The sequence below is a fragment of the Polaromonas sp. P3_B1 genome (genome assembly GCF_056402935.1).
The window spans coordinates 119060-132794 of sequence record NZ_JBFUGK010000001.1 but is presented as its reverse complement, the minus strand read 5'-3'; the positions used below and the strand labels follow the sequence as shown (position 1 = coordinate 132794).

Sequence of the window (13735 nt, the reverse complement as noted above, 5' to 3'; positions counted from 1 at the left end):
GTTCACTTCTTGTAGCTCCGGCATAACAAGCCCTGCAAGCAGGGCAGTTGTTAGCCTTCGCTGTAAGAAGCGAGGCTTTGCCTCACTTCTTATCCCGCAGCTCGCGGCGCAGGATCTTGCCGACCGGTGTCTTGGGCAGCTCGGTGCGGAACTCCACCACCTTGGGCTGCTTGTAGCCGGTCAGGTTGGTCTTGCAGTATTCGCGCACCTGGGCTTCGGTGAGGTCCGGGTTTTTCTTGACGATCACCAGCTTCACGGCCTCGCCGGATTTTTCGTCGGCCACGCCCACGCAAGCGCACTCCATCACGCCGTCGAGCTTGGCCACCACGTCCTCGATCTCGTTCGGGTAGACGTTGAAGCCGCTCACCAGGATCATGTCCTTCTTGCGGTCAACGATCCGGAAAAAGCCGTTTTCATCGAGCACGCCGATGTCGCCCGACTTGAAGTAGCCGTCGGGCGTCATGACCTTGGCCGTTTCGTCAGGGCGCTGCCAGTAGCCGGCCATGACTTGCGGGCCCTTGATGGCGATCTCGCCGGGCTGGCCCTGGGGCACTTCGTTGCCGTCGTCGTCAAGCAGCTTGAACCAGGTGCCGGGAATCGGCACGCCTATGGTGCCGGTGAAGGCCTTGCTGTTGGTCGGGTTGCAACTGGCCGAAGGCGAGGTCTCGGACAGGCCGTAGCCTTCGCAAACCGGGCAGCCGGTTTTCTCGAGCCACAGTTTGGCGACCGCGCTTTGCACAGCCATGCCGCCGCCCAGCGAAATCTTCAGGTGCGACCAGTCCACCTTGTTGAAGTCGGGGTGGTTGGCCAGGCCGTTGAACAGCGTGTTGACGGCCGGGAAACTGTTGACCTTGTGCTTGGAGAGTTCCTTGAGCACTGCGGGCAGATCACGCGGGTTGGGGATCAGGATGTTCTTGCCGCCGGTGCGCATGCCCAGCATCATGTTCACGGTGAAAGCGAAGATGTGGTACAGCGGCAGCGCGCAGACATAGGTGGGCTGGTTGCCGCTCTGCATGCTGGCCATGGCCGGGCCGTTCCAGGCTTCGGACTGCAGCACGTTGGCGATCACATTGCGATGCAGCAGCACCGCCCCCTTGGACACGCCGGTGGTGCCGCCGGTGTACTGCAGCACCGCCACGTCGTCGGGCTTGATGTCGGGGCGCTTGAGCGTCAGGCGCGTGCCCTGGGCCACGGCGTCGTTGAAACGCACGGCGCCCGGCAGGTTGAAGGCCGGCACCATTTTCTTGACGTTGCGCACGACGTAGTTGACCAGCGCGCCCTTGAGCATGCCCAGCTGGTCGCCCATGGCGCACAGCACCACATGCTTGACCGGGGTGGCGGCGATGCACTGCTCCAGCGTGTTGGCGAAGTTCTCGATGATGACGATGGCCTTGGAGCCCGAATCCTTGAGCTGATGCTCAAGCTCACGCGGTGTGTACAAGGGGTTGACGTTGACCACCACATAACCTGCGCGCAGGATGGCCGCCACGGCCACCGGATACTGCGGCACGTTGGGCATCATGATGGCGACGCGGTCACCCTTGGCCAGGCCCAGGCTTTGCAGGTAGGCACCGAAGGCCAGGGAGAGACTGTCGGTCTGGCCGAAGGTGACGTCCTTGCCCATGAAGCTGTAAGCGACGCGGCTGCCGTGCTTCTTGAAGCTTTCCTCCATCAGGGCCACCAGCGACGGGTACTGCGACGCGTCGATGTCGGTGGGAACGCCCGGCGGGTAGGCCTTGAGCCATGGGCGTTCAATGGTCGCTGCATTCATGTTGTCTTCTCCATTACGTTTTGCTTACAGCCATGGATTCTCACGGCGTGCCCTCTTCGTGGCTATTGCGTTTTCCCTAGGAAACCCGGGAAATCAGAAGGGAAGCCCCTCTAAAGTGGATAGTCCCGCGGCGCACGGCCGCGGGCAAACGCCCAGTCCGCGCTTATTCGATGGCCTTGCCCATGTCCTCGATCACCTTTTTGGCGTCGCCGAACACCATCATGGTTTTGTCCATGTAGAAGAGTTCGTTGTCCAGGCCCGCGTAGCCGGCCGCCATGGAGCGCTTGTTGACGATGACCGTCTTGGCCTTGTAGGCCTCCAGGATGGGCATGCCGTAGATGGGGCTGCCCTTGACGTGCGCCGCGGGGTTCACCACGTCGTTGGCGCCCAGGATGATGGCGACGTCGGCCTGGCCGAACTCGGCGTTGATGTCTTCCATTTCATGCACCTGGTCGTAGGGCACTTCGGCCTCGGCCAGCAGCACGTTCATGTGGCCCGGCATGCGGCCGGCCACCGGGTGGATGGCGTACTTGACGTTGACGCCCTTGTCGATGAGCTTTTGCGCCAGTTCCTTGACCGAGTGCTGCGCGCGCGCCACCGCCAAGCCGTAGCCCGGCACGATGATCACGGTTTCGGCATTGCCCAGGATGAAGGCGGCGTCGTCGGCCGAGCCCGACTTGACGGGACGCTGCTCTTTGGCACCGGCGGCGGCACCGCCGGCCTCACCGCCAAAGCCACCCAGGATCACGTTGAAGAAGGAGCGATTCATCGCCTTGCACATGATGTACGAGAGGATGGCGCCTGAGGAGCCCACCAGCGAACCGGCGATGATCAGCATGGAGTTGTTCAGCGAAAAACCGATACCCGCGGCGGCCCAGCCCGAATAGCTGTTGAGCATGGACACCACGACAGGCATGTCGGCCCCGCCGATAGGGATGATGATCAGCACGCCCATGACAAAGGACAGCGCCAGCATTGCGAAGAAGGCCGTCCAGTTGCCGGTCAGCATGAAGGCGATGCCCAGGCCTATGGTGGCCAGGCCCAGCACCAGGTTCAGCATGTGCTGGCCGCTGAAGGTGACGGGCGCACCCTGGAACAGGCGGAACTTGTATTTGCCGCTGAGCTTGCCGAAGGCAATCACCGACCCGCTGAACGTGATCGCGCCAATCGCCGCCCCCAGGAAGAGTTCCAGGCGATTGCCCGTTGGAATCGGCAGGCCCTTGGCGACGATGCCGAAGGCGTAAGGCTCGGCGACGGCGGCCACCGCGATGAACACCGCGGCCAGGCCGATCATGCTGTGCATGAAAGCGACCAGTTCGGGCATCTTGGTCATCTCGACGCGCTTGGCCATCAGGGTGCCGGCCGCGCCGCCCACCAGCAGGGCGCTCAGCACGTAGACCATGCCGATCGCCTTGCCGCCCGAGGTCTCGACAATCAGCGCACCGGTCGTCAGCACGGCAATCGTCATGCCGGCCATGCCGAAGAGATTGCCGCGTATCGACGTAGTCGGATGGGACAGGCCTTTGAGCGCCTGGATGAAAAAGACCGAGGCCACCAGGTACAGCAGCGTGACGAGGTTCATGCTCATTTGGCGGCTCCTTCAGCGGGCGCGGCAACTTTTTTGTCTTTCTTGCGGAACATCTCGAGCATGCGGCGCGTGACCAGAAAGCCGCCGAACACGTTCACCGCCGCCAGCGCCACCGCCAGCCAGCCCATGGTTTTACCCAGCGGGGTTTCGGTCAGCGCGGCCGCGAGCATGGCGCCCACGATCACGATGGCCGAAATCGCGTTGGTCACCGCCATCAGCGGCGTGTGCAGGGCCGGCGTGACCGTCCACACCACGTGGTAACCGACGTAGATGGCCAGCACAAAAATAATCAGGTTGATGATGGTGGGGGAAACTGCTTCCATGATCGCCTATTGGGAAGTTGATGAAGTAACGGGGGGAGTGGCAAAGGCCAGAGGGGGAAGGGTCATGTTGCCGCTCATGGAGTAGACGCTGCCCTTGACGGCCGCGGCCAGCTGGCGCGCCCACACAAGCTGGCCGGGTTTCAGGTATGCCGGAAGGGTTGAAGCTTCTTCGCCTTGCAAACCGAGAAAGCCCGGCACCACCAGCAGATTAACGTGCATGCTGGTGCCGCCGGAGCTGCCCACCGTCACGCCGATGGCTTGCAAGGCTGGCGGCACGGCCATGCCGCGGCCTTCCATCGCGCTCAGCACTTCGGGCATGGCACGCTTGAGATACTGCTCGCCCTTCAACGGAATTGACGCCCGGATGCATTCGAGCGCATTGGGATCTTTCGTCAGATTCAGGGCATGGACATTCTGGTTGCCGGTGCAGGTATTGAGCCAGTTGACGCGGATCCCCCCGCCCTTTGACGAGTCCACATAAAGAATGGCCATCACACGGCCACCGGAGGTATACGTAAAAGAACGGGTCTCGGTAGGCAGCGCACCGCCCGTGCCATTGCCGTCCACCGTGTCTTGCCCGTTGATGGCCGTGAGCGCTTTCCAGTTCCCTTCCGGCAGTTCGATACTGGCCCTGCCCACCTTGACGGTTTCGGCATGCGCAGGCAGAGCAGCCGCTCCGGCTGCCAGCATCACCAGCGAAAGCAACTCGCGGATCATTTTTTCCTGACCTCGCCGCCCTGGGTCATCAGGCAGGCCGCGACGATGTCGTCTTCCAGGTCGACCTTGAGTTCACCCTCTTTGGTGATGATGAGCTTGAGGAAATCGAGCAGGTTGCGCGCGTAGAGTGCGCTGGCGTCGGCCGCGACCAGCGCCGGCACATTGGTTTCGCCGATCAGGGTCACGCCGTGCTTCACTACCGTCTTGCCGGCTTCGGTGAGCGGGCAGTTGCCGCCCTGCGGTGCGGCCAGGTCGACGATCACGCTGCCGGGCTTCATGGCCTTGACCATGTCCTCCGTGACCAGCACCGGCGCCGCGCGGCCCGGGATCAGCGCCGTGGTGATGACCACGTCGGCTTGCGCCACACGCTTGGCGACCTCGGCCTTTTGCCGCTCCAGCCAGCTGGGCGGCATGGGCTTGGCATAGCCGCCCACGCCGACGGCGGCTTCACGTTCTTCGTCGGTTTCATAGGGCACGTCGATGAACTTGCCGCCCAGGGACTCGACCTGCTCCTTCACGCTGGGGCGCACGTCGCTGGCTTCAATCACGGCGCCCAGGCGCTTGGCCGTGGCGATGGCCTGCAGGCCGGCGACGCCGACGCCCAGGATCACTACGCGCGCGGCCTTGACCGTGCCGGCCGCCGTCATGAGCATGGGGAAAAAGCGCTGGTAGCGATCGGCGGCCATCATCACGGCCTTGTAGCCGGCGATATTGGCCTGCGAAGACAGCACGTCCATGCTTTGCGCGCGGCTGGTGCGCGGCGCGGCTTCCAGGGCAAAAGAGGTCAGCTTGCCGGCGGCCAGGCGCTGCAGGCCGGCGGCATCGAAAGGATTGAGCATGCCAACCAGCACGCCGCCGGCCTTGGCCATGCCCATTTCGCTGTCCAGCGGGCAGCGCACCTTGAGCACGATGTCGGCAGCGTAGGCGCCCGCCGCGTCGGTGATCTCGGCGCCGACGGCCGTATAGGCCTCGTCGGGAACGCTGGCGGCGACGCCGGCGCCCGACTGCACACGAATGGTGTGCCCCTGGGCCTTGAGCTTTTTGGCCGTTTCGGGCGTGATGGCGACGCGTGTTTCTCCGGCCGTGATTTCGGCGGGTACCCCAATCAGCATGGGTCTCTCCTCAGTACGTTGGTATGGGCTTGGTGGACGTCAGCCCGGGGGCGGGCTTGTGCGCGATCTGTCTTGTGCGTGTGCGTTTTTATACCTGTCATGAAGCTTACATGAGATTTTTGCGATTTTTTGTCAGGGCAGTCTATAGTTTTTGCGTGACCGGGGGCCTCCCGAAAAAAAGCCCCCTCAACCGCACATGCGGCTGAGGGGGCTTTCGCGCCTGGGCGCGCGCCGTGTTACTTGGCCGTAGGCATCACAAACTCGGCACCCTTACCTATGCTTTCGGGCCAGCGCTGCATGATGGATTTCTGCTTGGTGTAGAAACGCACGCCCTCTTCGCCATAGGCGTGCATGTCGCCGAAAAGGCTTTTTTTCCAGCCGCCGAAGCCGTGCCAGGCCATGGGAACCGGGATGGGCACATTGATACCGACCATGCCCACTTCAATGCGGCGGCTGAATTCGCGCGCCACATGGCCGTCGCGGGTGAAGCAGCTCACGCCGTTGCCGAACTCATGGGCGTTGATGAGGTTCACCGCCTCGGCGAAATCCTTCACGCGCACGCAGCCCAGCACCGGCCCGAAGATTTCTTCCTTGTAGATGCGCATTCCGGGCGTGACGTGGTCGAACAGCGTGCCGCCCATCCAGAAACCCTTGTCGCAACCGGCGCCGGCCTGTGCGCCCTTGAAGCCGCGGCCGTCGACCAAAAGCTTGGCGCCTTCCTTCACGCCGATGTCTATGTAGCCGGTGATACGCTGGTGCGCGGCCGAAGTGACGATGGGGCCCATCTCGGCATCAAGTTCCACACCGTTCTTGATGACCAGGGCCTTGGCGCGCGCCTCCAGCATGGGCACCAGCTTGTCGGCCACATTGCCGACCAGCACCGCCACCGAGATCGCCATGCAGCGCTCACCGGCCGAGCCGTAGCCCGCGCCTATCAGCGCGTCCACCGCCTGCTCCAGGTCGGCGTCGGGCATGACCACCATGTGGTTCTTCGCGCCGCCCAGGGCCTGCACGCGCTTGCCGTGGCGGGCGCCGGTTTCATAGATGTAGTTGGCGATCGGCGTGGAGCCGACAAAAGACACGGCCTTCACGTCCGGGTGCACCAGCAGCGCGTCGACCGCCTCCTTGTCGCCCTGCACCACGTTGAAGACGCCGTCGGGCAGGCCCGCCTGCTTGAGCAGGTCCGCCATGAACAGGCTGGGGCTGGGGTCTATGGGGCTGGGCTTGAGCACAAAACAGTTGCCGGCGGCAATCGCCACGGGGAACATCCACATCGGCACCATCACCGGGAAGTTGAAAGGCGTGATGCCGGCCACCACGCCCAGGGGCTGGCGCAGCGTCCAGTTGTCGATGCCGGTACTGACCTGGTCGGTGAAGTCGCCCTTGAGCAGTTGCGGGATGCCGCAGGCAAATTCCACGATGTCGATGCCGCGCGAGACCTCGCCCTGCGCGTCGGTGAAGACCTTGCCGTGCTCGGCGGTGATCATGTGGGCCAGCTTGTCCTTGTTCTGGTTGAGCAGCTCCAGGAACTTGAACAGCACGCGCGCGCGGCGCAGCGGCGGCGTGTCGGCCCAGGCCGGGAAAGCCGCCTGCGCGGACGCGACGGCGGCGTCGACCTCGGCCGTGCTGGCCAGCGCGACGTGGCCCGTCACGGCGCCGGTCGCCGGGTTGAAGACTTCCTGGCTGCGGCCCGAGCGGGGCGCGGCGACGCGGCCGTTGAGGTAATGGCCAATGGTGGCCTGGGGAGCGGTGGCGGCGGGTAATAAAGACACGGGGAATCCTCTGGAGGTGGCCTGGCGGCCGGCAGGAGCCCGGAAAGGGGCGGCTTGGTGGCAGTCTAGGCCCGCAGGGCCGGATTGATAACTCCCTCATTTGTGATTACATTGTTCATAATTTTGAACAATCAGCCTGCGCAGCCTCCCATCCATGTCCTCCGACCAGCTCTCCCCCCTTGTGGCCGACCTGCACCTGCTGACGGTGCTGGCGGCCACCCGCAGCTTCACCGAGACGGCGCGCCGCCTGGGCGTCTCCAAGGCCTCGGCCAGCATGCGCATCAGCGAACTGGAACGCGCCGCCGGCGTAACGCTGGTGCGGCGCACCACACGCTCGGTGGGCCTGACCGAAGCCGGCCAGCAGCTGGTCAATGGCATGCAGCCGGCCTTTGCCCGGATCAGCGAAAGCTATGCGGCCGTGAAAGACCTGGTGGGCACGCCGCGCGGGCTGATACGCGTGACAGCGCCAGTGGCCCTGGGGCGCCAGCACCTGGCGCCCTGCGTTGCGGCCTTTCTCAAGCGCTTCCCCGAAATCCACATCGAGCTCGAGCTGACCGACCGTTTTGTGAACCTGGCCAACGAAGGCTTCGACCTGGCGATACGCCACACCAACACGCCGCCCGACACCCATGTGGCCTGGGTGCTGTGCGAAACGCGCTCCATCCTGCTGGCCAGCCCCGATTACCTGGCGCGGCGCGGCGTGCCCACGCAGCCCTCGGAACTCGCCGGTCACGACTGCCTGCTGTACCTGGGCAACCACAACAGCGCCAGCTGGACCTTTATGCGTAACAGCAAGCGCAAGTCGCGCGAGCAGGTCGGCGTCAATATCACCGGCACTCTCAAGGCCAACAACAGCGAGGTGCTGCGCGAGGCGCTGGTGGCCGGCCTGGGCATAGGCTTGCTGCCGGATTTCAGCGTGCCCTCGAGCGGCGGCTCCCAGCAGCCGCTGGTGCAGGTGCTGCCCGACTGGCAGGTTCAGGGCTTCTTCGGCGAGCGCATCTACGCACTGCGGCCCTGGTCGGCCCAGGTGCCCAAGGCCGTTCAGTATTTTGTCGAGCACCTGCGCGAGAGTTTTGCCAGCGGGTTCGGTGTGTTACCACAAGCACCGGCGCCATAAGTGCGCCGCTCTTGCTCCTTCCCCCGTTGGGGGAAGGTTGGGATGGATGGGGGCCGGCGACCTTTAAAACCGCGCCGGGGGTGTTTTGAGGCCATCGGCCCCCACCCCCACCCTCCCCCAGCGGGGGAGGGAGAAAAAACACCCGGAAGCACCGTCATCCGCACGACTGATAATCACCGCCATGAACAATCGATGGAAGCCCAGCGTCACGGTCGCTGCGGTCATAGAAAAAACAATCGACGGCGTGCCCAAATTCCTGCTGGTAGAAGAGGAAACCCGGGACGGCCTGAAGCTCAACAACCCCGCCGGCCACCTGGACCCGGGCGAGAGCCCGATTGAGGCCTGCGCCCGCGAGACGCTGGAAGAAGCCGCCTGGCACTTCAAGCCGACGGCGATTGTCGGTGTCTATTTGTCGCGTTTCGAGCGGGCTGTGCCCGGGCAGGATGAGCCGCTGGACATCACCTACCTGCGCTTCGCGTTTTGCGGCGAACTCGGCGAGCACATGCCCGGCCAGGCGCTGGACGAAGGCATTGTGCGCACCGTCTGGCTGACGGCGGACGAGATCCGCGCCAGCGTCGCCATGCACCGCAGCCCCCTGCTGCTGACCTGCCTGGAGGACTACCTGGCCGGCAAGCGCTACCCGCTTGAGCTGGTGACCACAGATCCCAGCGTGCATGCGCCCCCTGGCCAGCGCTGAGAGGCAGAACAGGCCTCAGTAAAGAACCCGCTGCGCCACCGGCGGCGGCGCCCATTGGTACAGCCAGGTTTCCGTCAACGACTGGCCGTCGACCTCCAGGTGCATGCGCAGGTTGATGGGCGCCGTGCTGTCGCCGTCGGGGCGCAGGTCGAACATGGCGCGCCAGCCTTTGATGGCGTCCAGCGGCCGCGCCGACACCAACTCGACCGTGCCGCGCGAGGCCGTGATCACAGCCTTGACCTGGGTCCCGGGGGTCAGCAGCGCAAAATCGCCGCCCACAAAATCGACCGCGAAACGCCACGTGAAGGCTGTGCGCTTCCTGCCCACCACGCCGCCCAGGCCGGTACGTGTGGCCACGCAGCGTGCCAGTGGCGCTTGCGCGGCGGGCGGCTGGCCGCCCCAGTGCAGCCGGTAGGAAAACAGCAGCTCCTGCCCCGCCTGCGGCTTGTCCTTCGGATTCCAGAAGGCCACGATGTTGTCAAAGGTTTCGTCCACGGTCGGGATCTCCACCAGCTGCACCGAGCCTGCGCCCCAGCCCGCCTTGGGCTCCACCCACAGGCTGGGGCGTTTTTCATAAAACACGCCGTCATCCTGGTAGTGGTCAAAGTTCCGGTCGCGCTGCATCAGGCCGAAACCGCGCGGGTTGTCGTCCTGGAAGGCGTTGAACTGCAGCTGCGCCGGGTTGGTCAAGGGGCGCCACAGCCATTCACCCGTGCCGCTGTGCATGGCCAAGCCGTCGGTGTCATGGATTTCGCCGCGCCAGTCCCAGCCCATGCGCCTGTCGTTCTCGCCGGTCTGGAACATGCTGGTGCACGGCGCGATGCCCAGGCGGTCTATGGTCTTGCGCGGGTACAGCGCCACGTCCAGGTCCATGATCTGCGTGTCGCCCGGCGTGATCACAAAGCGGTAGGCACCGCTGACGCTCGGCGAATCCAGCAGGGCATAGACGGTCAGTGAAGCCGCCTTCGGGTCCGGCTTTTCGAGCCAGAAGCCGATAAAGTCCGGAAACTCCTCAGGGAAGGTTTGCGCCGTGTCGATGGCCAGGCCCCGTGCAGACTGGCCGTACTGCCATTCGCCGCCCACCGCGCGAAAGTAGCTGGCACCGAGGAAGGCCGCGACGTCGCGCACCGGATCGGTGTGGAAATTGAGGCGGAAGCCGGCAAAACCAAGATCGGCGGGCAGCTTGTCGCCGCGCACGCCACTTTTCCCGTAATCAAACATGGCAGGGTCATAAGCGAGTTCCTGCGCCTGGCCGTTGCTCACTTCGTGCATGCGCACCGGCGTCTTGAAGTACAGGCCGAGGTGAAAAAACTTCGCGACAAAGCGCAGCTTGTCATCGCCCCACAGGGCATGGTCGTCCCGAAAGCGGATGGCCTGGTGCTGGTCCCAGTTCAGGTTCGAAATATCGGCGGGCAAGGTGATGGCCCGGGTCCGGTAGGGCTTGGCCGCGAGGTCGCGCGCCTGGCCTTTGAGCGCCGCGTAGTCGAAGGCCTGGGCCTTGCCCATGGGTTTGAGGCCCGCGGCCTGGGCCAGCGACGAAAGCCATGGCAGCCCGGCGGCCATGCCGGCAGCCGTGGCGGCCCGGCCGGTGCGGGAAAGAAATTGACGTCGTTGCAAAGTGGCGGCTCCTGCAAGAAGGGGCTTTCCATTGTGCTGGAAACATCCGCGGCGACACGCCGCGCCCATCGACATTAGTCCGAATGGCTCAGCGAACCCGGCGGTTCGCCCCTGGCGGGCACCAGGCTCCAGCCTGCAGCCGTATGGCCAGCAGGGCCGTAAGGCGCGAAGCGGGCGCAAAAGCTTTCGCCTTTTTACAATGGGGACATGGGCAACCCGCAAATCAACACACACAGCCACGGCGGCAAGCGGCAACGGATCGTCGTCGGCCTGAGCGGCGGGGTGGACTCCGCTGTGACGGCGCACCTGCTCAAACAGCAGGGCCACGAGGTCATCGGCATCTTCATGAAGAACTGGGAAGATGACGACGACAGCGAGTATTGCTCGTCCAACATCGATTTTGTCGACGCCGCCGCAGTGGCCGACGTGATCGGCATCGAGATAGAGCACGTCAATTTCGCGGCCGACTACAAGGACCGCGTGTTCGCTGAATTTTTGCGCGAGTACCAGGCCGGCCGCACGCCCAACCCCGACATCCTGTGCAACGCCGAGATCAAGTTCAAGGCCTTCCTGGACCACGCCATGCGCCTGGGCGCCGAGAAAATCGCCACAGGGCACTATGCACGGGTGCGCAGGAACGAAAGCACCGGCCTGCATGAGCTGCTCAAGGGCCTGGACCCGGCCAAGGACCAGAGCTACTTCCTGCACCGGCTGAACCAGGCGCAGCTGTCAAAGACGCTGTTCCCGGTGGGCGAGCTGCACAAGACCGAGGTGCGCCGCATCGCCGACGAGATCGGCCTGCCCAATGCGAAGAAAAAAGACTCGACCGGCATCTGCTTTATCGGCGAGCGCCCTTTCCGCGATTTCCTGAACCGCTACATTGCCAAGGCGCCCGGCCCCATCAAAAACGACAAGGGCCGCGTGCTCGGCGAGCATGTGGGCCTGTCCTTCTACACGCTGGGCCAGCGCCAGGGCCTGGGCATAGGCGGCGTGAAAGCCAAGGGTGCCGACCTCAAGGCCGCACAGGCGCGCGGGCTGCGCGGTGTGGGCGAGCACGAACCCTGGTTTGTGGCGCGCAAAGACCTCGATACCAACACGCTGTGGGTGGTGCAAGGCCATGACCATCCCTGGCTGCAATCGACGGTGCTCACCGCGCAGGACTGCAGCTGGGTGGCCGGCAGCGCACCGGCGCCCGGACCCATGGCCGCCAAGGCGCGCTACCGGCAGGTCGACGCCGCCTGCGAGCTGCGCAAAGCTTCAAGCGATGGTTGCGAACTGGCGTTTGCCGATGCGCAATGGGCCGTGACGCCGGGGCAGTCGGCCGTGCTCTACCAGGGCGATGTCTGCCTGGGCGGCGGTGTGATCACCGCCAGCAATGTGCAGAACATGCCTGTAACCGCCGTGCCACCTTCCGCGGGCACGGCGCGTCACAGCGCGGTTTCGACGTAGGTGTAGATGTAGTTCGAGCCGCCGTTGACATTGCCCAGCAGGCGCGACGAGCCAAAAATGCCCGAGCGGTGCGACACGCCAAAGCCGATATAGGTTTCTTTAAGCGGCCGGTAGCCGATCAGGTCGCCCAGGCTCACGTCCAGGGTCGGGTCCAGGAAATTGAGCACACGCGAGGCCTGCTTGCCGTTGGCCGCCAGGCTGGAGGACTCGATGTAGGGCGCACGCTGCGCCCACGACACCCCCACGCCCAGGCCCAGCCGCGTTTTCACGCGGTCGCTCCAGGGGAAGCCCGAATACACCGCCTTCATGAACAGATCGAGCTGCACGCCGTTGGGCTGCAGGCCGCGGTCGTTGTGGTGGGTCAAGCCCACATAGCCGATGAAGTCCAGCGGCCAGCCGTTCACGTTGTTGATAAAAGGCTTGCCGACCTGGATGCCGGTGATGCTGGTCGGGTTGACCTTGGCCGTCGACAGGCACTGCGCGGTAATGATCTTGGCCAGGTGGCAGCCGTCCTCGGTGGATTTGCCGTACAGCGCCTTGAAATAGGTGGGCGTGTCGTTCTCGGCCCACTCACGCTTGTGGCCGCCGAAGTCATAGGCCGCGCCCACATACACCGCGGGCAGCACCCTTTTCTGCACGATGGGGCTGTCCTTGACCTTGTTGCCCAGGAAGGTCGCCGACACGCCGGCCAGCAGGCGCCAGCGCTCCGTGACGTCATACGACCCGTAAAGCCCCAGGGAAGTCTGCACACCCGCGCCGGGCGCATAGGCTGGGCGGCCCGGCGCAGCCTCGCCGGCTTCCACGCCGTAGTAATAGTTGTTGAGCTTGGCATCGCGGAACGCCACCGTCAGGCTGGGGCGCAGCATCCAGGGGCCGGAGCGCCAGTCATAGGTATAGCCGAGGCGGAACTCATTGCCCTTGTAGGTGTTGCCGATGTCATGCACCAGCTCGGCCTGCAGAGTGCCCCAGGGCTGGCGCCATCGGTAGGCCAGGCCCAGGTCGATGGCGGAGTCGCGGGCCGACATGCCGGCCAGGCTGGCCGGCAGGCGCTCGGTCGGAAAGCCTTCCAGGCGCTGCTCCACAAAAAGGTCCAGCCGCCGTTCATCGCCGTTGAGCAGCTTCACGCCACCGCGGTTGGCATGCAGGAACAGCCGCTCGCCTTCGTAAAGATAGAGCGGCAGCAGGTCGTAGCGGCTGCCCGCGTCCTTGTAGGGCGAGCGCTCGACACGCATCACAACGCCGAGCCCGGCGCTGCCCGTCGCCGGGAGAATGTCGGTGATGGGCTCGGTGTTGCCGCCCGCCAGCACCGGCGCTGCCGCGCACAGCCCGCCGCCCAGCAACAGGGCAAGGCTGCGCAGCGCGCAACGCGGCAAAAAGGATGAAGAGAACCAGTAGCGGGGAGGGAAGCGATTCATCATTGTTCTTGGAGGTGTTGAAGGCCGGCCGCACTCCGGAGCTGCGAGGCGCGGCAAACACCCTCGATGCTATCCATGAACAGCGCAGCCGCGCCGGCCGATTTGTAAGAGAAAAGGCACAAATCGAATAGGCGAATATCTCCATGCGGGTCTTCTT

The 13735-nt window shown here is 64.5% G+C and carries 11 protein-coding genes; 3 read left to right on the top strand and 8 right to left on the bottom strand.

Going from position 1 to position 13735, the window contains the following annotated elements; translation table 11 throughout:
* Window positions 1-82: 82 nt before the first annotated feature.
* The 6 genes from AC1DXS_RS00595 to AC1DXS_RS00570 form a co-directional block, all read right to left on the bottom strand.
* A complete protein-coding gene (locus AC1DXS_RS00595; protein WP_477735656.1) occupies window positions 83-1771 on the bottom strand; it encodes a long-chain-fatty-acid--CoA ligase in 1689 nt (562 codons plus the stop codon).
* Window positions 1772-1934: 163 nt separating this feature from the next.
* A complete protein-coding gene (locus tag AC1DXS_RS00590; RefSeq protein WP_477735655.1) occupies window positions 1935-3359 on the bottom strand; it encodes an NAD(P)(+) transhydrogenase (Re/Si-specific) subunit beta in 1425 nt (474 codons plus the stop codon).
* Window positions 3356-3682, bottom strand: coding sequence for an NAD(P) transhydrogenase subunit alpha part 2 (locus AC1DXS_RS00585; protein ID WP_477735654.1), 327 nt, complete (start codon window positions 3680-3682; stop codon window positions 3356-3358). Before AC1DXS_RS00585 ends, AC1DXS_RS00590 begins: the two co-directional genes overlap by 4 nt.
* Before the next feature lie 6 nt (window positions 3683-3688).
* The gene (locus AC1DXS_RS00580) at window positions 3689-4399 is read right to left on the bottom strand and encodes a hypothetical protein (RefSeq protein ID WP_477735653.1); all 711 of its coding nucleotides are present in this window, start codon (window positions 4397-4399) and stop codon (window positions 3689-3691) included.
* Window positions 4396-5511 (bottom strand): Re/Si-specific NAD(P)(+) transhydrogenase subunit alpha, encoded by a 1116-nt coding sequence (locus AC1DXS_RS00575; RefSeq protein ID WP_477735652.1) that lies wholly within the window; start codon window positions 5509-5511, stop codon window positions 4396-4398. Before AC1DXS_RS00575 ends, AC1DXS_RS00580 begins: the two co-directional genes overlap by 4 nt.
* A 236-nt stretch (window positions 5512-5747) precedes the next feature.
* Window positions 5748-7283, bottom strand: a complete 1536-nt coding sequence (locus tag AC1DXS_RS00570) for a CoA-acylating methylmalonate-semialdehyde dehydrogenase (RefSeq protein WP_477735651.1) — start codon at window positions 7281-7283, stop codon at window positions 5748-5750.
* A gap of 154 nt (window positions 7284-7437) precedes the next feature.
* Between AC1DXS_RS00570 and AC1DXS_RS00565 the strand changes: the two genes are divergently transcribed.
* A complete protein-coding gene (locus AC1DXS_RS00565; protein WP_477735650.1) occupies window positions 7438-8400 on the top strand; it encodes a LysR family transcriptional regulator in 963 nt (320 codons plus the stop codon).
* 181 nt (window positions 8401-8581) lie between these two features.
* Complete coding sequence (locus tag AC1DXS_RS00560) at window positions 8582-9097, top strand: NUDIX hydrolase (RefSeq protein ID WP_477735649.1); 516 nt, start codon at window positions 8582-8584, stop codon at window positions 9095-9097.
* 15 nt (window positions 9098-9112) lie between these two features.
* On the opposite strand, the gene AC1DXS_RS00555 is transcribed toward AC1DXS_RS00560, so the two are convergent.
* Window positions 9113-10714 carry an OpgD/OpgG family glucan biosynthesis protein gene (locus AC1DXS_RS00555; protein ID WP_477735648.1) on the bottom strand — a complete coding sequence of 534 codons (1602 nt, stop codon included), beginning with the start codon at window positions 10712-10714 and terminating at the stop codon, window positions 9113-9115.
* 207 nt (window positions 10715-10921) lie between these two features.
* Here AC1DXS_RS00555 and mnmA point away from each other — a divergent pair, with 207 nt between their 5' ends.
* Entirely contained in the window at window positions 10922-12163 is a 1242-nt protein-coding gene (mnmA, locus tag AC1DXS_RS00550) for a tRNA 2-thiouridine(34) synthase MnmA (protein ID WP_477735647.1), read from the top strand.
* Here the strand turns inward: mnmA and AC1DXS_RS00545 are convergent.
* Complete coding sequence (locus AC1DXS_RS00545) at window positions 12142-13578, bottom strand: MipA/OmpV family protein (protein ID WP_477735646.1); 1437 nt, start codon at window positions 13576-13578, stop codon at window positions 12142-12144. The two genes, mnmA and AC1DXS_RS00545, sit on opposite strands and share 22 nt — an antisense overlap.
* Between the last annotated feature and the right edge of the window lie 157 nt (window positions 13579-13735).

Excerpts from the sequence above, each read along its gene's own strand:
- AC1DXS_RS00585 (WP_477735654.1), bottom strand. The coding sequence starts at position 3,682 with ATGGAAGCAGTTTCCCCCACCATCATCAACCTGATTATTTTTGTGCTG.
- AC1DXS_RS00580 (WP_477735653.1), bottom strand. The coding sequence starts at position 4,399 with ATGATCCGCGAGTTGCTTTCGCTGGTGATGCTGGCAGCCGGAGCGGCT.
- AC1DXS_RS00560 (WP_477735649.1), top strand. The coding sequence starts at position 8,582 with ATGAACAATCGATGGAAGCCCAGCGTCACGGTCGCTGCGGTCATAGAA.
- AC1DXS_RS00590 (WP_477735655.1), bottom strand. The coding sequence starts at position 3,359 with ATGAGCATGAACCTCGTCACGCTGCTGTACCTGGTGGCCTCGGTCTTT.
- mnmA (WP_477735647.1), top strand. The coding sequence starts at position 10,922 with ATGGGCAACCCGCAAATCAACACACACAGCCACGGCGGCAAGCGGCAA.
- AC1DXS_RS00595 (WP_477735656.1), bottom strand. The coding sequence starts at position 1,771 with ATGAATGCAGCGACCATTGAACGCCCATGGCTCAAGGCCTACCCGCCG.
- AC1DXS_RS00545 (WP_477735646.1), bottom strand. The coding sequence starts at position 13,578 with ATGAATCGCTTCCCTCCCCGCTACTGGTTCTCTTCATCCTTTTTGCCG.
- AC1DXS_RS00565 (WP_477735650.1), top strand. The coding sequence starts at position 7,438 with ATGTCCTCCGACCAGCTCTCCCCCCTTGTGGCCGACCTGCACCTGCTG.
- AC1DXS_RS00575 (WP_477735652.1), bottom strand. The coding sequence starts at position 5,511 with ATGCTGATTGGGGTACCCGCCGAAATCACGGCCGGAGAAACACGCGTC.